General features: G+C 59.0%; 15 protein-coding genes. 5 read left to right on the forward strand and 10 right to left on the reverse strand.

The features are described 5' to 3' along the window. Positions 1 to 27 precede the first annotated feature (27 nt). The 4 genes from PQR63_RS12960 (at position 28) to PQR63_RS12975 (ending at position 3,797) form a co-directional block, all read left to right on the forward strand. Positions 28 to 1,572 (forward strand): efflux transporter outer membrane subunit, encoded by a 1,545-nt coding sequence (locus tag PQR63_RS12960; protein WP_408168296.1) that lies wholly within the window; start codon positions 28 to 30, stop codon positions 1,570 to 1,572. 239 nt (positions 1,573 to 1,811) lie between these two features. Further along, positions 1,812 to 2,315 (forward strand): DUF1993 domain-containing protein, encoded by a 504-nt coding sequence (locus PQR63_RS12965; protein WP_408168297.1) that lies wholly within the window; start codon positions 1,812 to 1,814, stop codon positions 2,313 to 2,315. 304 nt (positions 2,316 to 2,619) lie between these two features. Then, positions 2,620 to 3,231, forward strand: a complete 612-nt coding sequence (locus PQR63_RS12970; protein WP_408168298.1) for a superoxide dismutase — start codon at positions 2,620 to 2,622, stop codon at positions 3,229 to 3,231. A 26-nt stretch (positions 3,232 to 3,257) separates the two neighbouring features. Beyond that, a complete protein-coding gene (locus PQR63_RS12975) occupies positions 3,258 to 3,797 on the forward strand; it encodes a DUF2325 domain-containing protein (protein ID WP_408168299.1) in 540 nt (179 codons plus the stop codon). Positions 3,798 to 4,151: 354 nt separating this feature from the next. Here PQR63_RS12975 and PQR63_RS12980 read toward each other — a convergent pair whose 3' ends face one another. The 7 genes from PQR63_RS12980 to PQR63_RS13010 form a co-directional block, all read right to left on the reverse strand. Then, complete coding sequence (locus PQR63_RS12980; protein WP_408168300.1) at positions 4,152 to 5,666, reverse strand: SulP family inorganic anion transporter; 1,515 nt, start codon at positions 5,664 to 5,666, stop codon at positions 4,152 to 4,154. 283 nt (positions 5,667 to 5,949) lie between these two features. Continuing rightward, complete coding sequence (locus PQR63_RS12985; RefSeq protein ID WP_408168301.1) at positions 5,950 to 7,560, reverse strand: methyl-accepting chemotaxis protein; 1,611 nt, start codon at positions 7,558 to 7,560, stop codon at positions 5,950 to 5,952. A 45-nt stretch (positions 7,561 to 7,605) separates the two neighbouring features. Then, positions 7,606 to 8,589, reverse strand: coding sequence for a M14 family metallopeptidase (locus PQR63_RS12990; RefSeq protein WP_408168302.1), 984 nt, complete (start codon positions 8,587 to 8,589; stop codon positions 7,606 to 7,608). Positions 8,590 to 8,609: 20 nt separating this feature from the next. Next, positions 8,610 to 9,938 carry an MFS transporter gene (locus tag PQR63_RS12995; protein ID WP_408168303.1) on the reverse strand — a complete coding sequence of 443 codons (1,329 nt, stop codon included), beginning with the start codon at positions 9,936 to 9,938 and terminating at the stop codon, positions 8,610 to 8,612. Positions 9,939 to 10,224: 286 nt separating this feature from the next. Then, a complete protein-coding gene (locus PQR63_RS13000; protein WP_408168304.1) occupies positions 10,225 to 11,139 on the reverse strand; it encodes a LysR family transcriptional regulator in 915 nt (304 codons plus the stop codon). Positions 11,140 to 11,214: 75 nt separating this feature from the next. Further along, the gene (locus PQR63_RS13005; protein WP_408168306.1) at positions 11,215 to 12,834 is read right to left on the reverse strand and encodes a COG3904 family protein; all 1,620 of its coding nucleotides are present in this window, start codon (positions 12,832 to 12,834) and stop codon (positions 11,215 to 11,217) included. Between the two features lie 108 nt (positions 12,835 to 12,942). Continuing rightward, complete coding sequence (locus PQR63_RS13010) at positions 12,943 to 14,583, reverse strand: HD domain-containing phosphohydrolase (protein WP_408168307.1); 1,641 nt, start codon at positions 14,581 to 14,583, stop codon at positions 12,943 to 12,945. A gap of 462 nt (positions 14,584 to 15,045) precedes the next feature. On the opposite strand from PQR63_RS13010, the gene PQR63_RS13015 reads away from it, so the two are divergent. Next, positions 15,046 to 15,819 (forward strand): 3',5'-cyclic-nucleotide phosphodiesterase, encoded by a 774-nt coding sequence (locus PQR63_RS13015; protein ID WP_408168308.1) that lies wholly within the window; start codon positions 15,046 to 15,048, stop codon positions 15,817 to 15,819. Between the two features lie 39 nt (positions 15,820 to 15,858). Here PQR63_RS13015 and PQR63_RS13020 read toward each other — a convergent pair whose 3' ends face one another. The 3 genes from PQR63_RS13020 to PQR63_RS13030 are packed head-to-tail and all read right to left on the reverse strand — an operon-like array spanning position 15,859 to position 22,986. Then, positions 15,859 to 16,641, reverse strand: a complete 783-nt coding sequence (locus PQR63_RS13020; protein WP_408168309.1) for a FecR family protein — start codon at positions 16,639 to 16,641, stop codon at positions 15,859 to 15,861. A gap of 20 nt (positions 16,642 to 16,661) precedes the next feature. After that, on the reverse strand, positions 16,662 to 21,344 hold the full coding sequence (locus PQR63_RS13025; RefSeq protein WP_408168310.1) for a beta strand repeat-containing protein: 4,683 nt from the start codon (positions 21,342 to 21,344) through the stop codon (positions 16,662 to 16,664). A gap of 1 nt (position 21,345) precedes the next feature. Next, positions 21,346 to 22,986: a ShlB/FhaC/HecB family hemolysin secretion/activation protein gene (locus tag PQR63_RS13030; protein ID WP_408168311.1), complete on the reverse strand. Its 1,641-nt coding sequence runs from the start codon at positions 22,984 to 22,986 to the stop codon at positions 21,346 to 21,348. Positions 22,987 to 23,268: the final 282 nt, after the last annotated feature.

Here is a 23,268-nt window from a genome sequence, read left to right on the forward strand (position 1 = left end):
GCGGCCAATGAGCAAAGGAAAAATAAAATGAACGCACTATCAATCAACAACCTCGGAGGCCTGGGCGGCAAGCTGCTCAAGCCGCTTCGGATCAGTTCGGCCTTGCTGGCAGCCATGCTGGTGCTGGCAGGCTGCTCGGTGGCACCGACTTACGAACGCCCTGCGGTGAATACTTCGGTCGCCTACAAGGAAGCTGCAGACGCAAAAGCAGCTTCCGACTGGAAGACCGCACAACCTGCGGAAGACATGGCCCGCGGCGAATGGTGGAAGATCTTCAACGATGAAGGCCTCAACGCTCTGGAAGTCCAGGCGCTCGACGCCAATCAGAACCTGAAGGCTGCCGCCGCCCGCCTGAGCCAGTCGCGTGCTTTGCGCCAAGATGCACGCTCCGGTCTGTTCCCGCAAATCGACGCTGGTTTCGGCGCGACCCGTCAACGTCCGTCACCAGCCTCACAAGGTCTGGCACCGAACGCCAACACCACGCCGACCACCCTCTGGCGTGCACAGTTGGGCGTGTCGTACGAAGCCGACCTGTTCGGCCGCGTCGCCTCGACTGTCGACGCAGCAACTGCCGATGCACAACGCAGCGAAGCGCTGTTCCATTCGGTACGTCTGGCGCTGCAAGCTGACGTCGCGCAACAATACTTCCTGCTGCGCGAACTGGATGCCGAGCAAGAGCTGTACAGCGGTACCGTCGATCTGCGCATGCAATCGCTGAAGCTGGTTCAACGCCGCTTCGATGAAGGCGACATCAGCGAAGTCGATGTTGCTCGCGCCAAGTCCGAACTGGCTTCCGCGCAATCGGAATCCTTCGGCATCGCCCGTCAGCGCGCCAATGCAGAGCACGCACTGGCGATCTTGCTGGGCAAGACACCGGCCGAGTTCAACTTCGCACCACAACCGCTGCAACGTTTGTCGATCACGATTCCCGCCGGCCTGCCGTCCGACCTGCTGGAACGCCGTCCCGACATCGCTGCCGCTGAGCGCGCCATGGCTGCGGCCAACGCCCGCGTCGGCGTGGCCCGTTCGGCCTGGTTCCCGCGTCTGGATCTGACCGGTGGTCTCGGTTATGAATCGGCCAAGCTGGGCGACCTGTTCAACTGGTCCAGCCGCACCTTCCTGCTCGGCCCGTTGGTGGGTACTGCGCTGACACTGCCGATCTTTGACGGTGGCCGTCGCGAAGCCGGCGTCAACCGTGCCCGCGCTGCGTATGAAGAAGATGTCGCCAACTATCGCCAGACCGTCCTGACGGCCTTTGGCGAAGTCGAAGACAACCTCGCCAGCCTGCGCATTCTGGGCGACCAGACCCGCGCACAAGATGACGCAGTGTCGGCCTCGAACCGCGCCGCCAAGCTGTCGCATGTGCAATACCGCGAAGGCTCGGTCAGCTACTTCAACGTGATCGATGCCGACCGCACCGTACTGCAACAGCAACGTGCAGCAGTGCAGCTGGATGGTGAGCGTGCTCGCTCGACCGTTAACCTGATCCGCGCACTCGGCGGTGGTTGGCATGGCCCACTGACCGCGACCGAGACACAGGCGAAGAACGACGCTGCCGGCAGCAAGATGTAAGAATCCAAAGGATATAAGAGCGCGTCCACGGTGATGACACCGTGGATCGCTATGAGGTGTTTCGTCCCCTTGCCGGCCGGTTCGGTAGCCCATGCTGAACTGGTCGGTTTTTTTATTCCCTGCGGTTGCTTCGTATTGTCTTTATCATCGACAGAAAAAAGCAGCCGTTGATGTCATTTGTTATCCAAAACCGGCAAGGTGCCTTCCGCAGCTTTGCCATATTTCTTCCAGGAGTCACTATGTCGCTCACCATGTACCAGGCTTCCATCCCTGTATTCACCCGCGCGCTGAACATTCTGTCGACCTTGCTCAACAAGGCCGCCGCCCACGCAGAAGAAAACAAGCTCGATCCGGAAACCCTGCTGAACACGCGTCTGTATGACGATATGTTTTCGCTGATCGGACAAGTCCAGCGCGCCAGCGACGCTGCCAAACTTGGCACGTCGCGTTTGACAGCGATCCAGCCGCCAAGCTTTGCCGATGAAGAAACCACCTTCCCGCAATTGCAGGAACGCATCGCCAAGACCATCGCCTTCCTCGACACCGTGAAGCCGGAGCAATTCGACGGCAGCGAAGAACGCGAAATCGTCATCAAACTGCGCGGCCAGGAAACGAAGTTCACCGGCCAGGCCTATCTGCTCACGTTTGTGCTGCCGAACTTCCTGTTCCACGTCACCACTGCCTACGACATCCTGCGTCACAAGGGTGTGGTCATCGGCAAGATGGATTATCTCGGGTTCTAGTCGCATAGCGAAGATCAGCACGATCGAAAAGCCGGCGCATGCCGGCTTTTTTTCGTCTGCTGGAATGTACTGAAAAGCCTATGAAGTGTAGGGATATCGCATTCCCATTTTCAACTAAAATCGAAGTCTTTCGTCCTTGCCTGCGCACCACACGTTTCAGCGCGCGCAGCCGCAACACCGCACGAGCGCCAGCTCTGTTTCAGCCAGCACAGTCAAATAAGCAGCACATACCGCCACCTATCCGGCAGCCTCCCTTATTCATCCCGGCCTCTGCGCCGGCCATGACTTACCACCGGAGAAAACCATGCCCTATAGCCTGCCTGCCCTGCCTTACGCCTACGACGCGCTGGAACCGCACATCGATTCACAAACGATGGAAATCCATCACACCAAGCATCACCAGACCTATATCAACAACCTCAATGCAGCCATCGCCGGCACCGAGTGGGAAAGACTGACCGTTGAAGAACTGGTGTCGCGCGTCAAGGAAGTGCCTGACAACATCAAGGCGGCCGTCATCAATCAGGGCGGCGGCCACGCCAATCACTCGCTGTTCTGGCAGGTCATGTCGCCTGATGGCGGTGGTAAACCCGACGGCAAACTGGCGGCGGCCATTGAGGCCGAGCTGGGTGGCTTCGACGCTTTCAAGGAGGCGTTCACCAAGGCAGCGATCTCACGCTTCGGTAGTGGCTGGGCATGGCTCAGCGTCACGCCGCAAAAGAAACTGGTGGTGGAAAGCAGCGGCAACCAGGACAGCCCGCTGATGAACGGCAATACGCCCATCCTCGGCCTTGACGTGTGGGAACACGCCTATTACCTGCGCTACCAGAACCGCCGTCCGGAATACATCGGCGCCTTCTACAACGTGGTGAACTGGCCGGAAGTCGCGCGGCGTTATGAGACCGCCCTGCAATGACGACGTTAGGCAACAAGGAGGTTCGCATGAACATGCAGAATCAGGACGTCACGCTGCTGGAGCATGAGCAACGCACACTGGTGTCGCATCTGGCGCGCGTGCAAACGCGCTGCAGCGCCTTGATTCAGGAACAGGCCGTCGAAATTGCAGCGCTGAAGTCACAGGCCATGCGCATGCGCGCCGCGATCATCGCGCGTGACACCGCGCTGGCCTGGGCCTATGAAGACCGTGCGGCGCTGGAAGCGGCCATCCCCGATCTGCCGCAACGTACCACGCTGGCGCGACGCGTGAAAGAACTGAGCAAACGCCTGCAGGAATTGATGCGAGAGAAATTGCGGCCGACCATCTCTCTTCCAGCGAGTGCGAACGTGCCGTCAGAGAATGCGTCTGCAGAAGAAAAAAAGTCGGCTGAGCCGGAAGAAATCTCCGCACTGGAAGCCAGCATCGTCGCCGCCGACCTGGTGATCTGCCAGACCGGCTGCCTGAGCCACGGCGCGTACTGGCGGGTACAGGATCATTGCAAACGCACCGGCAAGACCTGCATGCTAGGGCCTGTTACCAATTAATTTGCGAGTGCGAACGCGCGGCAGGCGTTGGCTGCCTAGGCGCGGCGACGCGTCGTAGCGGTGCTACGGCAAGGAGCTGCAACAACGGCAGACGACGCCTGCAGCCGTTCCCGGAAGGGTTGCAGCCAGAAAGCGCGCTGGCGGCATTGCATGGCTTGCAGGTGGGCCCACCACCTGCTACGCCACGCGCCTTGCCAGCACGCTTTCTGGCTGCAACGCATCTCACAAATTAATTGGTAACAGGCCCTAGTGGCGCAACCTGCCAGTGTGCGGATCGTGCGCATTCATCAAAACAATGACGCTGCACGCAGTGCCAGCCTTGAAGAACAGATGCCGAAGTGATGTCCGGCAGGATCAGCTGGCTGTGCCTGCTGCGGCAACGTCCAACTGGCTGAGATCCATGCCTGCGCGCTGCAGCAGTTGTTGATTGCGTTTGGACAAATGCATCATGTGCAGTTGCTTGCCGGCTTTGCCGTAACGTTGAGACAGCGCCTCCAGCGCGGCAATCGCCGAGTGATCGGCCAGGTGCAGATGACGGCAATCGAGCACCACACGATGCGGATCGCGTTGCGCGTCGAACATCTCCTGGAAATGCGCGGTCGATGCGAAGAACAGCGTGCCGTGCAACTGGTAGGTCTTTTCATCGGCATCCGTTTGCACGATGTCGGCGCGGATTTCACGCGCATGCTGCCAAGCGAAGTTGAGCGCAGCAATCACGATGCCACACAACACTGCCACCGCCAGATCGGTGAAGACGGTGATGACGGTGACGGCCACGATGACCAGCGCATCATGGCGCGGCACTTTACCCAGAACGCGCAGCGATCCCCAGGCAAAGGTTTCCTGCGCCACCACGAACATCACGCCCACCAATGCTGCCAGCGGAATGCGCTCGATCCACGGCGACAGGAACAGGATGAACAGCAGGATCATCACGCCGCTGATCACGCCGGACAGGCGCGATCGGCCGCCCGAACCGAGGTTAATCATGGTCTGGCCGATCATGGCGCAACCGCCCATGCCGCCGAACACGCCGGACAAGACATTGGCCGCGCCCAGCGCCAGACATTCACGATTGGCCTGGCCGCGCGTCTCGGTAATATCATCGGTGAGGTTGAAGGTCAGCAAGGTTTCCAGCAGACCGACAATTGCCATCAGCACGGCATACGGCGCAATGATGCGCAGCGTCTCCATCGTGAACGGCACTTCAGGAAAATGAAAAATCGGCAGATCGCCCGCGATGTGCGCCATGTCGCCCAGCGTGCGCGTAGGCAGATGCAGCACCTGACTCAGCACGCCGATGCCGACGATGGCCGCCAGCGCCGGCGGAATCGCCCTGGTCACGCGCGGCAACAAATAAACGATCAGCATGGTAACGATCACCAGCCCCACCATCACCAGCAGCGGCGTGCCTTGCAGCCAGTGCACACCGTCCGCCGTCGTCTGTTTGAAATGTTCCAGCTGCGCCATGGCGATGACAATGGCCAGTCCATTGACGAAGCCCAGCATCACCGGATGCGGCACCATGCGCACCAGCTTGCCCAGGCGCAAGGCGCCGAACAGCAGCATGAGCAAGCCGCTCAACAGTACCGTCGCGAGGAAGTATTGCGCGCCATGCTGCACCACCAGCGCCACAATCACCACTGCCATCGAACCCGCCGCACCGGAAATCATCCCTGGACGGCCGCCGAACAACGCCGTCACAGTGCAGATGATGAAAGCGCCATACAAACCCATCAGGGGATTAAGCTGCGCCACCAGTGCAAAAGCGATGCACTCCGGCACCAGCGCAAAGGACGAGGTCAGTCCGGCGAGGACGTTGGCTTTGGGATTCGAGAGCCACTCATCCCGAAAAGAAGTTTTATTCATTGGTCATTATCCGTAATCTGATGCCGGCGAATAGTCTGACCAAGTCAGAGACATGCACCGCACACCAACCAAAGGCGAAACAGCAATGACGACCTGCAGGAAAGGCGCTCCACAGACCTGCCGCCAGCAGCGGAGGCAAGAAGCGCTCAGAAAGGGAGATGTCAGATTGTTACGTAGGAGGCAATGCGACAGCCGGACCGGCGCCAGCATAGCGCTGTGCCGATGCCGTATTTTACCGCATCCGCCGTGGTGGCTCCGGCGGTGGCTTCGTTGGTGGCCCGGCTCAGGCCAGCCGGGCGGCAGCGTAGCGAGGCAATACCGACGGCGAGCGGGAGGCGTGATCCAGCGAAAATACACTCACCAACTGCGCCAGCGCCGCAGCCTGAGTCTGCATGGAGGATGCCGCTGCTGCGGCTTGCTCCACCAGCGCGGCATTCTGCTGAGTCATCTCGTCCATCTGGCTGATGGCGTCGTTGACCTGCTCGATGCCGGACGATTGCTCGCGGCTGGCGAGGCTGATTTCGCCGACGATCTCGGCAACCTTCCGGACGCTGTCGACCACGCGTTCCATGGTCGCGCCGGCCTGCTCCACCAGCACGCTGCCGTCACCGACTTTCTTTACGGAGTCGTCGATGAGCAGCTTGATTTCCTTGGCGGCGGTGGCGCTGCGTTGCGCCAGGCTGCGGACTTCACTCGCCACCACGGCGAATCCGCGCCCCTGCTCACCGGCGCGTGCCGCTTCGACAGCCGCATTCAAGGCCAGGATATTGGTCTGAAAGGCAATGCCGTCGATCACACTGATGATGTCGACGATCTTGCGCGACGAACCATTGATGGCGGTCATCGTCGCCACCACGCGGCCGACCACTTCGCCGCCTTCGACGGCAATGCCGGATGCCGCCGAAGCCAGTTGGCTGGCGGTGTCGGCATTGTCGGAATTCTGACGCACGGTGGAAATCAATTCTTCCATCGCCGATGCAGTTTCTTCCAACGCGCTGGCCTGCTGCTCGGTACGTGCCGACAGATCGTGGTTGCCGGTGCTGATCTCGCTCGATGCGATGGCGATCGTATGCGTGCCGGTGCGCACATTGCTGACGATGTTGCGCAGACTGCCATTCATGTCGTTCAACGAAGACAGTAGTTGACCGACTTCATCGCCACGCTTGCCACCTTTTCCGTCGACATCAGTGATCTGCGTCGTCAGGTCGCCATCGGCAACACGGCGCGAGATGCCCAGCGCGATATTGATCGGACGCGTAATACCCACCGTCAGATACCAGGCGCAAAAGCAACCGAGCAGCAATGCCATCCCTTCCAGGATCAGCAGCAGGCGACGGCTGCCGGCGGCGATGTCGTCGATCTGCTGCGTGGTCTTGTCGATGTCGCGCTGCTCCAGTTCCAGCAGCTTGAGCATGGAATCCTGATAGCTCTTTGCCAGCGGCACGAACTCCTGATCCAGGATGCGATTGCCTTCTTCGATGTTGCCGGCTGATTTCAGATCGAGGATGTGATAGTGCGATGCGAGGTACACCTTGCGGCGCTCGCCGATGTTCTGGAACAAGGCCTTCTCCTCTTCGCTGCTGAGCAAATCGCCGATCTCTTTTTGCAGTCGCGTGGAGTTGTTGGTCGAGGCTTTGGCTTCATCAATGAAGTAAGTCTTGAGCGTCGGATCGGCGCTGCGCGAAATCGCGATGGTGCGCACGATCCCTGCCCGCAAGCTGCCGTACCAGCTGGAGATCAGCCGCTCCTTGCGCGCCGACTGCTCGACCATCGCCCGCGTAACATCCGAGACCACTTGCAAGCGCCAGATGCCGATCGCCGCAATGACGATGGACAGCAGCATGATCACGGCAAATCCCAATGCCAGCCGTTTGCCGATTTTCATTTTCCCCATGATGCGCTTACTCCCCTGAATTTTTGTGTCGCACGCAACCTTTGGCTAGCGCGCGACGATATGCCCCAGCCGCACCACGGTCACACCGGGTCCGAGCTGGCGCAGCGATGGCATGACGATGACGCAGTTGTCATACGGTGTGACGAATTCGCGCTCGCCCTCACGCGCGATGACGGTGCCTGCCTTGGCGATGATTTCCATGCCACGATAGTCTTCAGCAAATTCAAAATCATAGGACGTCGCCACCACCGGCTCGGTCACGCGGATGAAACACTGCGGTGCAGGTTCGCCCGTCAGCATGAAGCTGCGCAACGCGTTCTCTGCCATCACGCCGGTGGCGATCATGAAACGGCAAGCCGAGTTCATCGCCACTTCCTTGCTGCGTGCGGAGAAGTGCTGACCGGTTTCGATCAGCAAGGCATTCTTGGCGCTGGCCGGATCGCCGAAGCCGGCGTAGTCGCGCATGCGCTTGCCATTGGGATGGCCGACGTCGATGATCACGTGCTCGGGCGCACCAACGTCCGCTGCGAACTGGATGCCCTTGTCCAGCGGACCGCAAACGATCAGCGGCGGCGCTTCTTCATGCATGGAATGCAGATCCAGCATGTAGTCGACGGTATCGATGATGGGGCGCAGCTGGCGTGCACGGCGCAGCTCGATGCTGTCTTCTGCGCCGTCGAGACGCGATGACGACCAGACGCGGTTCATGTCTTCATCGACATAGCGGGTCGCATCCGGATTATTTGCATCGAAGCGGCGATACGCCTCAACGTTGGCAAAGCCCAGCGTGATACGTCCCTTGAGCGGTTTCAGTCCGGCTTGCAACAGACGGTCAACGGTGATTGCACCGCTGACCTCGTTGCCGTGCATCAGCGCAAGGATCATCACATGCGGGCCGGCGATGCCGCTGTCGATGCTGTGCACATAGTCGACGCCGGTATTGCCGTGCTGCCATTTGTCGATGTTGGGAAACTCCACCTCGACCGGATAGTGTTTCAATTGTGCGCGTACTTGTTCCAGGGTTTTCATGCAAAAGACTCCAGCTAAAATTATTCGGTGCGCCCCATCCGGCGGCCCAGCGTGATGACGGCCACAAGGCTGATCAACGCAGTCGCCATGACGTAGAAACTCGGCGCCATCTTGTTCTCGGTTGCAGCGATCATCCAGGTCACGATCAGCGGCGAAAAACCGCCGAACAATGTCACCGAGAAGTTATAGCTCAGTGCAAGACCCGTGCCGCGTGTCTGCGTCGGGAAAATATCCGACAGCATGGCCGGGATCGGCCCCAGGCAAGCCGCAATCAGCACGCCCACGATGCCCTGCACTGCGATCAACGTCGTTACGGTCGGCCAGGTGTTGAGCAGCATGAACAACGGATACGACGTCAGGCCGATCGATACCATGGCGATCGTCAACACGCGGAAGCGGCCGTAGCGATCTGACAAAGTGCCGAACACCGGCGCCGTCAGCATCAGCACCAGCCCGGTGATCAGCGCACCGATGAAGGAGGAGGTGGCGGGAATATGCAGCTGCTTCAGTGCATAAGTCGGCATGTACAGCTTATGCACGTAGTTGAAGCCGGTAGCGCCGGCCACCACGCCGATGGCCAGCAGCAGCTTGACGCGGTCGCGCACCAGCACGATCATCAGCGGCGATTTCTCCACCTTGGCGACAGCCGCATCGGCGGCGATTTTCTTGAACTCCGGTGTCTCATCAATCTGGCTGCGGATGTAGAGACCAACCGGCCCCACCAGCAAACCGAAGCAGAACGCTACGCGCCAGCCCCAGTCGTTGAGCTGTGCATCGGTCAGGTTGTAGCTGAGCAAAGCGCTGACGCCCGCCGCCAACACGGTCGCCAACCCTTGCGTCGATAATTGCCAGCTGGCGAAAAAGCCGCGACGCTTGGCGTCGGCATGCTCGACCATGAAGGCCGTCGCTGCGCCGAATTCTCCACCGGTGGAGAAACCTTGCAGCAAGCGCGCCACGATGATGATCAATGGTGACGCGATGCCGATCTGCGCATAGGTCGGCGCAAACGCGATCATTGCCGTGCCGGCCATCATGATCAGAATCGATGCCGTGAGCGAAGCCTTGCGCCCGGCGCGGTCGGCGTAGGAACCGAGGACGATAGCGCCCAGCGGACGAGCGATGAAAGAGATCCCGAAGGTGCCGACGCTCAGCAGCAGCGAGGTCGTTTCATCCTGCGCAGGGAAGAACAATTTGCCGATCACCACGGCGAAGTAGCCGTAGATCAGCAGGTCATAAAACTCCAGCGCATTGCCGATACTGGCCGCGCAGATTTCTTTCCAGGGATTCTTGCGTTTGGCTGCCTGCGGTGCGGTGGCATACGCTGATGAAGATTCAAGTTCGACTGACATGCTGTGACTCCCATTCTCTCTCTGTGCGGCGCATTGCTGCGATGGCAGTCATGTCTGCGCCGCTTATTCTATTTGGCTCGCACGCTAAGGCGCGTCTGACACGATGTTCGAAAATGGTGCGCGTTGCAGTCTATTGCACTCTATTTGTGAGCATCTTTCCAGACGTACCGGAAGGCGTTTCGAGAACTTTGAGGGAGTATAGTGAGCGCGATTTTTTGCTTATTGCCGTTTCGGCACAAGCTTGTGCTTTTTGCTGTTGCGTGCCTTGAACGAGCGGCTCAAGGCATCAGGGCTTGTCGATGGCGTCCGACGCCACGCCGTCCCAGATCGCGTTGACCAGCGCGTTGTCGTTGCCGCGCACGCGATACAGTGAGATGTCGAAATTGACGCGCATCTCCGGCTCGCCGATGACTAAAAGACGGCGTTCGTTGACGTCTTCCTGCACCAGCCGTTGCGGCAGCCAGGCTACGCCGACGCCGCGTCGGGCCATCTCGTGAATGGATTCGTAGGAGTCGGCTTCATACACCATGCGCAGGGAAATTTTCTTCGGCAAACCGGCCAGATGTTTGGCCAGCACGCCGCGCAGCGTCAACGATTGCGAAAAACCCAGCCACGGTGTCGGCGTTGCTGCGCTGGCCGACGCCAGCTTGAACTTAGGACGTCCCTTGGCATCAGCCGCGACTACCGGCAACAGAAGTTCGCGCGCCAGCGTCAGCGATTCATAGCGCATCGGATCGATCAACAAGCGCGTGGTCGGACTCGAATAAATCACCAGCAGATCGGCATCACCTGCACCAAGTCGCAAGATCACCTCCTGCGCGCCGCCGGTGCTGACCGAAACAGGGAAAGGGCCAAAACGCTGATTGATGCTCTCATACCAGTCTGGAAAAAACGTTCGCGCCAGCGTACGGCCGGTTGCCACGCGCAAAGTCTGCTCCACCGGACTGGAGCCGTCCTGCAATTGCGCCCGCGCCGCATACAAGACGTCTGTCGAATGCGTTGCCGCGTCGAGAAACAACTGCCCTGCCGCCGTCAGCGACACCGGATGCGAACGCACCACCAGCTCGGCGCCGACCCATTGTTCCAGCGCCTTGATGCGACGGCCGAATGCCGGATGCGTGACGAAACGGTTCTCCGCCGCCCGCGAAAAACTGCGCGTGCGCGCCAGTTCGATGAAGTCTTCCAGCCAGATCAGATGCACGTTGCTGTCCTTGTTTTTGTCCCGATTTTCTGCAATTACACCATATCGCCCAGCACGATCAACATGTAAGCAATATCAACGCTGCGCATACAGCACCCGCAACGTCCGCTTCCGAAGCACTTCCGGCTGCGTATCGATTGCACGAAGATAGGTGATCACCATCGTGCAAGTTGCCGCTGGCGATGCCGCCCGCAACTGCGGTGATCGCAATAACTGCTGTTGCTCAGGTGTCAGTGACGCCAGCAAATAACTGACGGTCTGTTGCGTCTCTTCCTTACTGACCGTCTTTCGATTGTCGGGACTGCTGTCGCGGATCATGGCGGCGGTGAAACGCGCTTCGCGGTCGGTGAGTTCCTGCGGCAGCGACACGCGCGCATGTGCAGATTCGGACTGTATTGCAGGAAATAAGGTGGCGGCGCAGGCTTTGCTGTTTTGCAGTCGCAATGCTTCGGCGCGCTCCAGCAACAGATGCTGGAAGTCCATCAGCGATCTGTCCGAAGCCATTGGCAGCAACCGCCCTGTCATCTGATCCAATGCTACCCGTGCCGCTGCGACGATCTCGCTGTCTGGTCGCTTGTCTTTCGCCTTCTTCCAGGCGCCGTCAACGATGCGATTGAAATCATCCGGATACTTCACGGACAGGACGTCGAACACTTCGGACTTCTTAAATTCTTCTTCGAGCTTCTCGCGTGTGGATGCGACCGTGGCCAACGTCGCCGTCTCGCCGCCCAGACTGGTGCGCGTCAGTACCCCTGCCTGCAACAATTCATCGTGAGTGGGATACCAGACCTTATCGTGGCTGGTGCGGACAATGCGGTCAATGAAGGCCGGCGACAATCCCGCCTCGCCATAGGTCTCGCGGGCCAGCTTTTCGTCAGTGGACTGCGCGAATTTTTCATCGAAACCACCCATGGAATGAAAAGCATGGAAGCCGATACGCGCAGCCGGATCCGCCGCCCGGCTCTTGCCCGCCAGGAAGGCGATCGTGCAGGCCGAGGCGCAGTCCTGCTCGACATAAGTATCCAATCCACGTGCAGCAATGATCTTCGCAAGCCGGCGGCCCTGCGTCACCCAGCCGCCACTGGAATTCAACACCACCGTACGCACACCGGGCACCGCATCAAGCGCCGTCACGAAGCGTTCGGCGGTGTCGTCATTGATGCCGCCCTTGAGCAGGATGGAACGGCCGTCCGCGCGTACTTCAAACGTGGTCTCCGGCCCCCATTGCTTGCCCAATGCGGTGCGCAGGTATTCGCCCAGTGCAGCCTGAATTTTGACAGCGTTGGCGACGGTACCGATCAGTCCGAATATCAGGATGATCCGGGCAACATTGGCCCAGAGACGCTTACCGCCACGCTGTGTGTGTTTGCCTGCGGACATCCACGTTCCCCACGCACCCCAGCCCCAGGTCAGCCATCCTGCGAACAGCAGCACGACGGTTGCTGCTGCACCATATCGCGCCGGCCCGTCAGTAAAAAGAGGAACCACGAGGACGCCAAGCAGTCTTGGTAGCAGCACGGCCAACACCACCGTATGCAACCAGTAAGAACGTGCCAGCGAATAGTCGCCACGCAGATGACGACGAAGGAATGAGCCTTTCGATGCCGGGGTGGTCGGCTTATGCAATGCGGGAGGCGTGGATTGCGAAATTCGGGAGGGTAGTGCCTGGTTGTCGCGACTTGTTGATGTTTCCATCAGATGAAATTCCTGCGCTGTTTTTCGCAGTGAGCGATGTGAGGTGTCACTGAGTTCAGGTGCGATCGCCGAACGGCTTCAACCGTCCGGCATCCGGTGGCCCCGGCTTCAGGGAACGTAACCCGGAATCTTGCTGTGATCGACGACATCGATCTGGCTGGCGGGCATGAACTTCTCCGCATATTTTTCGTAGACACGGCTGCGCACGAAGACGTCGAACAGATCCGGATCGATGTGATCGCGCTGGCGGAAGCCACCGAGAATTTCCAGCGCTTCGCTGAGCGTGTTGCCCCGCTTGTACGGACGGTCGGCAGCGGTGAGTGCTTCGAAGATGTCGGCGATCGCCATCATGCGTGCCGGCAGCGACATCTGGTCACGTGTAAGTCCCTTCGGATAACCCTTGCCGTCCATGCGCTCGTGGTGGCCGCCGGCGTATTCGGTGACGTTACGCAATTGCTTCGGCCACGGCAGCGACTCCAGCATCTTGATGGTGACGACGATGTGGTTGTTGATGACCTGGCGCTCGGCATCGTTGAGCGTGCCCATGCGGATGCGCAGATTGGTGATTTCGTCGTCGGTCAGCGCTGAGATGACTTCACCTGCCGGGCCGCGCCATTGGCGTGCGGCGATGGCGGTGACGTGATCCTGATCTTCCGGCTTCATGCCTTCACTGCCGATGTTGGCCTTGCGCAGGAAGTTGCGGTCGGCATCAAGCGCGGCGCATTGTTCTTCCAGCTCGCGATCCATCGCTTCGCTTTGTGCAGCGTCGAGCGCAGCGCCCAGCTCCAGCTTCTTTTTGAGGACGGCGATTTCAGCGTCCCGCTTGAGGACTTCAAAGCGCGTGTCGATCAGGCCGATACGGTCATAGATGGTTTGCAGCTTGGTCGACTTTTCGACCACGTGATCGGGCGTGGTGATCTTACCGCAATCGTGCAGCAGACCTGCCACCCACAACTCACGGCGATCGCGCTCGGTCATCTGGAATTCTGCGACCGGACCGTCGGTAGTTGCATGCGCGGCTTCGGCCAGCATCATCGCCAGCTCAGGCACGTGTTCGCAATGGCGACCGGTGTGCGGCGATTTTTCATCGATGCCCATGTTGATGAGCTTGATGAAATGTTCGAACAGATTTTCCAGACGATAGATCAGTTGCTGGTTGGTGATGGCAATGGCCGCCTGCGATGCCAGCGCTTCAATGAAGTATTGATCGGTCTGAGAAAACGGATGCGGCTTGCCGGTATCCGGATCGATCGCATTGACCAGTTGCAACACGCCGACCAGTTCGCCTTCGTGATCCTGCATCGGCACGGTGAGGAAGGACTGCGAGTGGTAACCGAACTTCTCGTCGAACATGCGCATGCCGGAGAAGTTGAATTCTTTGGCCTGATACACATCGGGGATGTTCACCGATTTGCGCGTGTTGGCGGCATAAGCAGCGACGGCACCGAGGTTCTTGGTACCGTCGGGAAGGGTCAGCTGGATGTTGGGGATGGTGATCTTCTGCTCGCTGCTGCCGCCCTGATGCATGCCCAGCGTATCGTTGATCGAGATATAAAAAGCCAGACTATCCTCGTCCTCCACCGTGCGATAGAGCGTGCCGCCGTCGGCCAGGGTAATGCTGCGCGCGGTCTGCAGGATGCGCTCGAGCAACAACGGGATGTTGCGGTTGCTGCTGAGCGCCACACTGAGCTCGGTCAGTTTTTCCAGGCGGTGGGCGATATCGAGATGCTGGTTTTTCATGTTGTTCATCGGCTCAATGAAGATAGCTGGCCTGCATCGCGTTCTGTGATGCAGTAAAAACGTTTGCTTGCTGTACTGTGTGATTCTGCAAAGATACGCTTCATTACTGACAACAAAGTGTCAAGCAGCACGGTTTTTTCCTGCCTGTTACTGCAACGAGACACTGGCGCGCATTGCACGCAACCGATGAGATGACTGAAATGTCATTTCCCCCACCGTTTTGCCGTTTGCGGTTCTTTGACCTGCGTCATTTTTTGCTGTTGTTTCGCTGGATGCGTCCGTGCTTTTTATTGATTTAGACCGGCGGATAACTTACCATCGAACGATGTTGTCTAGATTGCCACATTATGCTTCCGGGCAGCAATCTTTCACATAAATAACAAGAGCAGTATTACGGGGGGCCGCGGAAAATTTCCGTACGAACATATTTGTTCCGGTCGCAATAATCATTATTTCAATCCAGATCAGACGATGCGCGTAGAAATTCTCGGCTGCAGCGGCGGCATAGGCGGCAACACGCTGCGCACCACATCCCTGCTGGTGGACAGCGACATCCTGATCGACGCCGGCACCGGCGTGAACGATCTGCCTTTGCAAGCGCTGGCTGCCATCGACCACGTTTTCATCACGCATTCGCATCTGGATCACATTGCCTGCCTGCCCTTCATCCTAGACAGCGTCGGCGACCAGCGCAACACACCACTGACCATGCACGCCACGCAGGCAACGCAGGACATCATCCGCAAGCACATCTTCAACTGGCAAATCTGGCCCGACTTCAGCGAGATTCCCTCACCGGAAAATCCCTTCCTGCGCTTCAACACCATCGAGGTCGGCAAGTCGCTGCTCATCGGCGAACGCAGCATCACCGCACTACCGGCCAACCACACCGTACCCGCTGTCGGCTATCACCTGGAAGACCTGCGCAGCAACGCCAGCCTGGTCTTCAGCGGCGACACCACCAGTTGCGACGCACTGTGGGAAACCGTCAACGCCATCGACAAGCTGCGCTACCTGATCGTCGAAGCCGCCTTCCCCGACAGCGAACGCGAACTCGCCAAACTGTCCAAGCACTTCTGCCCCAGCCTGCTGCTGGATGATCTGACCAAGCTCAAGAGCAATCCGGAAATCCTCGTCACGCACGCCAAACCCGGCCTGTTCAATCAGATCGAGAAGGAATTGCTGCAGGGTGCCGGGACGCGCAACATCAAGATGCTGATGGCCGAGTCGGTGCTGAACTTCTGACTTTCTGACCAGCGGCAGCGTCCTGCTGCCGCCTATCCCTTACTGAACGATGCAATCCACGCCACCAGCGCCGCTGGTGGAACTGACGACGCTGGTGGCGCTGGTCTTCGGCGCATTCTTGCTGATCGAAAGCGGCATCTTTACCGGCACGCCCTCGGTCAGCGGCACCACCATCGGCGGCGTCTTCAGGTTCGCCACAAATCCGAACTGCCCGGTCTGGAACACCTGCTGCCCGGCCGGATTGGTCAACACGATCGCACCTTGCGCCACATCGACATGCAGACCGTTCTGCGGCGTGCTACCGCTCGCAGTCGGCACCCCGCCGCAGTCATTCTGGCAGAACAGCGCACCGAAGTGGGTGCCCCGGATACCGATGGTTGCCGTCGGCGTGTCGAAACTCACCGCATCGTGATTGCGCTTACCGACCAAACCGGTGACGGCACGCAAACCACCCTTGACCAGGCTGATGCTGACGCTGTCTTTCTCGGGCTTGTCGGCATCATAGAGATAGCTCTTGACCACCAGCTGTGATCCGGGACGCAAGACGATTTCGCCGTTGTCGAGGAATTTCACGCGGGTATAAGTGTTGGATTCGGTGATCAGCGTATCGCCTTGCTGGATCTTCGACTGGATCGCCAGGACCGCAGTGCTGCCGTCTGCATGCTTGACCGTCAGCACGCCGGACAAGTGAGTGACGGTGCCGACTACCTGGGCCACCGCCAGACTGCCCCAACTCAGGAGAGCAAGCAGACATGCCAGTTGCCAGACGTACAGCATCGCTGTGCGGGTAGCGCCATATCTCGTTTGGAGAGCTTGTTTCATTGAATGATGTCCTCGAGATATCAGCTGCAATACAACTTGCTTGCGGTTTTGGTCGAGCTCTTTACCGGGGTCGATACAGAACCTGATCCTCCCGAATCGCTACCGCCAAAGGAACCCGAATCGCCGCCGGTGGTCATGGTTTCCGTCGCCGTGTTCGTCGAAGTCGAGGAGGACAAGGTAGGCGGAACAAGCGTGACCGTGGTGGACTGGGGCGAAGTAGCGCTGCTGACAACCGTATTCACAACTGGGGTTATCGCTTGCGTGATCGTTTGCGTAGTGGTTGATGTAGTCGTAGGCGACACAATTTGCGCAAGCACCTGCGCAACCGGTATCCGCGTGCCGTTGATGTCGGTGATGGTCACACCCGGCGCATAGGAGATAACGCCGTTAGTCACGACGAACAAAGCCTGGCCCGGCGGCGCAGTGGAGATATTCGCGTTGACCGACATGCTGTTGCCGGCGAACAGGGATATATTGCCACCAGCTGACGTAACCACGCCGTTGATGATCAGATTATCGGCGGACGATCCGCTGTTGCCAGCGACCAGTACAATATTGCCCGACGCGTCGATACCGCCGCTGCCAATCGTCAGCGGACTATGCGTCACCAGAGAAAGCGCCCCGCTCACTTTGATCTTGCTCGTCGTCGCCATGCCACCGGTGTTGTCGATGATGACGTCGCCGCCAGTATTGGTGATGCCGTTGATGATCACCGCACCCGTGCTCGCGGTATCGGTGAGGTTACGCGTGTTCTTCAGCATGATATTGCCGCCGCCGCTGTTCGCGCCGCTATACGCTGCGATCTGGTTGTTGGCATTGTCCAGCGTGGTGCCGGTCGCCGAGGATGAAGTCAACTGCTGCGTGACATGCAGCGCGTCCGTTTGCGTGATGTTTCCCGCAGCTGATGTCAATGACAGACTGGCTGCCGTGATATTCCCCACGACCAGGTTCGCAGGATTGTTTTGGGTCACGCCCTCGGTCTGCACACCATTCAGCTGCGTCGGTGCCACCTGCGTCAATGCGACATTGCCGCTGCTATTGATGACTGCGCCGCCGGTCTGGCTGAACGTGCCGTTGACGACGATCGACGAACCGCTTGTACCGTTCAAGGCGTAGCCCATGCCGTCCAGACTCAGCGAACTCATCAGCGCTGTGCCGGATACAGTCAAGGCCCCTCCTGGACCTTCTGCCTGACCAATGCTGACCGTGCCGGCAGAAGTCAGATTGGTGGTCTGCAGCGTGCCGCCAACCAATTGCAACTGCCCGCCGCCGAGGGTGATTTCCCCGGCCATTCTGCCAGCTTCGATGTTGATGCTGTTGACGATGTCGGTGCCGTCATAGTGCGATACGACGATGCCGCTGCCGATGGAAACATTGTCGACAGCCGTCGGCAGATAACCTGCGCTATCGCCACTCACACGCCAGTTATAAAGATTGCCCCAATCGCCACCTTCACCTACTGCATAGGAGAAGTCTGCCGAACCGGACATGGTCAACGTAAGTCCGGGGGCGGTGTAGCCAGTCGCCTTGAACATACGCAAGGAACTGCCGCTACCGAGCACATCACCCAAGACATGACGGAAATAGCCACTCGGGGAAGCTGTTGATGTAATCGCCGCGAAACTTGTTCCCAGCGAAGGTGCCGCGCCATTCAGCAACCTGGTCTGGAGGGTCCCGTCCAGATAGATCGAAGCCCCACCGACAATGAGACGATCGTGACCAGTGTCAGTTGTGGCATCAATGACATCGATGTTCAATGCGCCTGTACTTGCTTGCGAAAAGTTTCCGGCTATGTTGATAGTGCCGATCGTGCCGTCACCGCCTGGAGCCAGCGTACCACTGTTGGTGAACGTGTCGCTCACGGTATACGTCCCGTTGCCGCTGACCGTAGCGCCCGCATTGTTATTGAAGCTGGTGGCGGTAACGCTGCCGGTGGTACCCAGGGCGACGATCCCGTTGTTATCAAAACTTCCGGTCAGCGAGACTGAGCCGGTTCCGTTGAGTGTCGCACCAAGACTGTTGGCAAATGATATGGCAGTAAGAGAACCACTATTGCCTAACGTCACGACGCCGTTATTTGTAAAGACGCCTGATGAAGTAATCGTGCCGTTCCCGCTGATGATCCCGGAATTGGCAGCGTTCGAAGCGAGAATTTTGGAAGCGACCTGCATCGTGATATTGCCGGCATTGACGAACTTCGCATTGCTACTGACATCCAGCGTCGAGCAAGTACCAAGATTCAAGGTTGCGCCAGCCTGATTGTTGAAATCCCCTGCATTCGCGACCAACGAAGTCGGTCCGGTAAGGTTGATTGTGCCGCGTTGCAGGTTATTGAGCTGCGCATTTCCCCCAAGCGAGAGTCTGTCACCCTCTTGATTAAGAGCGTTAATGTTGACCGTCCCGCTATTGTTCCAGATCACGCCAGGATCCAATGACGCGCGCCCATTTACTGTCACGGTGTTGCCGGTGGTGAATGTGCGGGGAGTTTGACCGGAATAGGTCAAAACAAACTCGGGATTGCTGCCGTTAAGCGTCAAAGATGGCCCATTGGCCGCCAAGGTGATGTCCGAGAGTAAAGTGATATTCCCGGACCACGTCATGCTCCCGCCGCCCGTGAAACTGGTGGCCCCGGTGACATTGCCAACGTTCATGAAATTCAGATGGAATGCTGCACCGGAGGCGATTCTGACATTGCCGGAGACATTGCCGCCCTGAACGGAAACGGTCCCGCCATTGACGTTGAAGTTGCCGGAGGTATTGAGGCTGTTGGTTTGATTGAAGTGCAGCGACGTTGCATCCACATTCATGGTGCCGGTATCGGTATTGTTGATGCTGCCCGAGATATTCACGTTGCCGCTTCCGCTCAGATTGAGCAGATTGTGGTTGTTGACATCGCCGCTGACGTTGAGCGTACCGCTGCCGCTGACGCTGGTGGTGCCGCTATTGGTGAAGTTGCCCACCGAGGCCGAGCCTTGACTGATAAACAGCGAACTGGTGCCGTCCACCGTGACGTCGGCGGCTTTCAGACCGCTGCTGGCTTGCGTCAGCAGCAGGCGTGAACCATTGTTGAGGTTCAACCCGCCGTTACCCGCATTGGAAGTGATTGTGCTGTTGCCGTTTGAGACGGTCAGCACACCGCCGTTGAGCGAAATGTCAGCATGATTCACGTTGGCGTCATGCGAACCGCCGCCATCGCCGCGGTAATAGCTGTTCAACGTCAGATTCAGCGCGCTGCCGCTGCTGGTGATGTTGGCGTTGATGGAAATATTGTTCTGGGCATTCAGCGTCAGGTTGGAATCTACAACGCCCACTTTGTTGATGTCCGCGCTGACGGTGATGTTGCCGGCGTCCGACCCGCCGCTGTTGCCGGTGGTCAGGGTCACGTCCGTGCCACCGTTCAGCATGCCCACGATGGTCGATGCCCTGATTTTCGAACTGTTGCCGCTCGAACTGATGGCGTCAGTGCCTGTCGTGTTGTTGGTGGCGAACGAATCGCTCACCACTTCCAGATCGTAGGGATCGATGTACCACTCGCCGCCGCTGCCGACCGTCGGCACCTTGACCACGTCCAGCGACTGCCTGCCGGACGTCTCCACATAGCCGCCCTTGCCCGCAGCGCCGCGCGCCGAAATGTCGCCGTCGAGATAAGCGACCTTGTCCGAATACAACACCACACTGCCACCCTTGCCAGCGCCGTCCGCAGTGATGTTAGAACTGGCCGTGGTCGTCAGGTTTTGCGACGCCCGCAGGAAGATCCGGCCACCATCGTTGACCACGCTGCTGGCGTTGATGTTGCCGCTGTTGTTGATCAGTCCGGCAGCGATGCCGATGCGGCCAGCCGCTGCTGAAATGGTGCCTAGATTGGTGACGCTGCCGGCGGCGCCGATGACGTTCACCGACACGCCCGGCGTGGCGGTGTCGACCAATTGCACCGTCTGGCCTGCAGCCAGCAGGATCTCACCGTTCGGGCTGGTGATCACGCCGCTGTTGGTGACATTGGCGCCGATCAGATAAACGCTGCCGCCGGTAGCGCTCTTGATGGTGCCCTGGTTCTCCACATTGCCTACGGTCGCGCCGCTGTTGAATGTCAGACGCCCGGCCAGAAAATCGCTGTCGCTGACGTTCAGCGTACTAGCAATGAAACGGGCAACGTCGACGACGCCAGTGGGGCCGACCAGGATGCCGTTCTGATTGATCAGGGCAACCGTGCCGTTCGATTTCAACAAGCCGTAGATCAGCGATGGATCGGAACCGGTCACGCGCGCCAGAAAGGCCGCCGCCGCGTTCGGCTGACTGATATCGACCACGGCATTGGAGCCGATGCTGAACGTGGTGAAGCTGCCGATTGCCTGGCTGGAGGTCTGATTGATGTTGAGCGTGTTGCCGTTTTGCGTGATCGTGGCGTTGCCGTAACCGATGGCGCCGCCGGTCGGCAAAGTGTTCACTGGCGGCGCAGCCGCCAGCGCCGGCACGTTCCACGCCGCACAAATCGCTGCAGCTGTCATCGAGATGCGCAAGGACTTGCCGAACATCGCTCGCCACGAGCGGCGCAGCAGGCCGGTCAACAGCGTCGGCACCGCTTTGCGTGGACGCCAGCTCATGGTCAGGCGGCGATTGCCCACACGCAGGGTGAAGGACGGCGGCAGCAATTCGACGCGCGCAGCGTCCTTGCCGGCAATAGTTTTTTGGTCTGGATTATTCATGTCAGAACCCCAATGTCGCACTTATATGCGCGTTCAAATCGCCACGTTTTTCGGTCAGGGATGTACCCGGGTTGGCGACCCGGGCGACGTCCAGTTTCACGTTGAAATCGCGGCTCAGCACATAGCGTGCGCCGAAGCCAACGCTCGCCACCGTCAGATTGTTCGGCAGGCCACTGTTGCCGACGTTGTTGTTGTAGCCGCGCCCGATGTCGTAGAAAGCCAGCAGGCGCAGATTTCCTTTGCTAACCAGTTCCGGCGTGTAGACCTCCGAGTTGACGATCAGGCCACTGTCGGCTGCAACGGCGCGCTCGGTAAAGCCGCGCACGGTGGTAGCACCAACCAGTCCAAATTGTTCGGCCGAGACCAGCGGATCCTTGGCGTATTGCCCGGTGAAGGCTATGCGCATTTGCCAGTCGCTGGCGAAACCCTTGAAGATCGATGCGCCAGCGCGCAAAATCAGGAAGTCGTCATGCGTATTGCGGCTGCCCGGCGTCAGGTAGGAATAACGGTCGGTGCGGCCATCGGTAGTGGTGTTGGTATAGGACGTGCCGGTACCCCAGTTGCGCGCGATGCCGATGTTGTAGTCGGTGCTTTGCGTAGCGCTGCGCGTCTGGCTACTATAGGTCACGCTCAACGGCATCGTGGTGTAGGGCACGCAGGACGCCACCGGCGGCGTGGGCGGAGCGATGCTGAATTCAACGCCGCCGAAACTGCAGCGCGAGTCAATCTTCTTGTAGTCGAGGCCAAACACCAGTTTGCTGCTGGTCTCGCCTTCACGCGCGAAGAAATGGTTCCAGCGCAGGCCGTAGACATCACCCTTGCCGGTGAAACCAAGCGCACCGCCCAGCACCGGAGATGATCCCGGCGAATTGACGCTGGACTTGCCGTAGATGAAGTCGATGCTGTCGCCGATACTGTAAAGGGGAATGCGATAACCTAGCGAATACAGATCCACCTTGACGCCATGCGGACTGTCGGGCGAGGTGGTGTAGGCCAGCGTGCCGACCTGATCGCGGTCAAACAGGTTGGCATACTGGATCGCCACGCCCGTGCGCCAGTTGCCGGTCGACGCGGCGCCGGTGTTGTCGAGCGTCAGAAACACGCGCAGCGGATCGTTGTCGGTGACCTTGATCTCGGCGTTGATCTTGCCGTCTTCCTCGCTGGAACTCAGAGCCACGTTGATCTGCTTGGCCGGACTGTCGTTGCTCAGTTGCACCGCCTCGGAAATGGTACGCAGATTCGGCGTCTTGCCGATCTCCACTTCCGGCAGACTGGCGCGGATATTCTTTTCGCTGAAATGCTTGTTGCCGGTGACGGTAACGTCCTTGATCATGTTTTCAGTCACCTGAATCCTGACCACACCGCTGGTGAGCTCCTGCTCCGGCACATACACCTGCACTGCGCTGTAGCCCTCCGCACGGTAAGCATTCTCGAGGGCTTCGAGCGCTTTCTGCACATCGCCGTAGACACGGCCTGAACCGACCATCGGGGCCACCAAACGCTGCACCTCATCTGCGGACAACAGCGTGTTGCCCTCCACCTGAAAGCGTACGATATTGAAGCTGTCGTCGGCGGCAAGCGCGCTCGCGGTCGCAACCGTCAATGTCATCCCCAATAAACACTGTAATAAGCGTTGTTTCATTTTTTTATTTCGTTCTCAGGACGACGCTGCCGGTGCCGGTCAATTTGGCAGCCGACCTGACGTCGTCTCGATTTATGATGGATTCCCTACCCTCTTTTACCGGTCGCATGCTGGATGCTCCCGACTACTGTCTGCTACCACCTGCCGCCACTGCGCGCCGCCTGAATTTTTCCCATGCAGAATTGCGCCCAGCTTACGAATGCTAAACCCGCAACGAGAGCCGGAAGTGCGCGATCATCGCGGGATTTCCGGCCTTGTTTATATCTTGTTCGTTCTTCGGAG

The sequence above is a fragment of the Herbaspirillum rhizosphaerae genome (genome assembly GCF_046025915.1).
In the GTDB taxonomy this organism is placed as follows: Bacteria; Pseudomonadota; Gammaproteobacteria; order Burkholderiales; family Burkholderiaceae_D; genus Herbaspirillum; species Herbaspirillum rhizosphaerae_A.

What these genes read in the sequence shown, in the direction of transcription:
- PQR63_RS12960 (WP_408168296.1), top strand. Translation starts at nt 28, where the DNA reads ATGAACGCACTATCAATCAACAACCTCGGAGGCCTGGGCGGCAAGCTG.
- PQR63_RS12965 (WP_408168297.1), top strand. Translation starts at nt 1,812, where the DNA reads ATGTCGCTCACCATGTACCAGGCTTCCATCCCTGTATTCACCCGCGCG.
- PQR63_RS12970 (WP_408168298.1), top strand. Translation starts at nt 2,620, where the DNA reads ATGCCCTATAGCCTGCCTGCCCTGCCTTACGCCTACGACGCGCTGGAA.
- PQR63_RS12975 (WP_408168299.1), top strand. Translation starts at nt 3,258, where the DNA reads ATGAACATGCAGAATCAGGACGTCACGCTGCTGGAGCATGAGCAACGC.
- PQR63_RS12980 (WP_408168300.1), bottom strand. Translation starts at nt 5,666, where the DNA reads ATGAATAAAACTTCTTTTCGGGATGAGTGGCTCTCGAATCCCAAAGCC.
- PQR63_RS12985 (WP_408168301.1), bottom strand. Translation starts at nt 7,560, where the DNA reads ATGGGGAAAATGAAAATCGGCAAACGGCTGGCATTGGGATTTGCCGTG.
- PQR63_RS12990 (WP_408168302.1), bottom strand. Translation starts at nt 8,589, where the DNA reads ATGAAAACCCTGGAACAAGTACGCGCACAATTGAAACACTATCCGGTC.
- PQR63_RS12995 (WP_408168303.1), bottom strand. Translation starts at nt 9,938, where the DNA reads ATGTCAGTCGAACTTGAATCTTCATCAGCGTATGCCACCGCACCGCAG.
- PQR63_RS13005 (WP_408168306.1), bottom strand. Translation starts at nt 12,834, where the DNA reads ATGGAAACATCAACAAGTCGCGACAACCAGGCACTACCCTCCCGAATT.
- PQR63_RS13010 (WP_408168307.1), bottom strand. Translation starts at nt 14,583, where the DNA reads ATGAACAACATGAAAAACCAGCATCTCGATATCGCCCACCGCCTGGAA.
- PQR63_RS13015 (WP_408168308.1), top strand. Translation starts at nt 15,046, where the DNA reads ATGCGCGTAGAAATTCTCGGCTGCAGCGGCGGCATAGGCGGCAACACG.
- PQR63_RS13020 (WP_408168309.1), bottom strand. Translation starts at nt 16,641, where the DNA reads ATGAAACAAGCTCTCCAAACGAGATATGGCGCTACCCGCACAGCGATG.
- PQR63_RS13025 (WP_408168310.1), bottom strand. Translation starts at nt 21,344, where the DNA reads ATGAATAATCCAGACCAAAAAACTATTGCCGGCAAGGACGCTGCGCGC.
- PQR63_RS13030 (WP_408168311.1), bottom strand. Translation starts at nt 22,986, where the DNA reads ATGAAACAACGCTTATTACAGTGTTTATTGGGGATGACATTGACGGTT.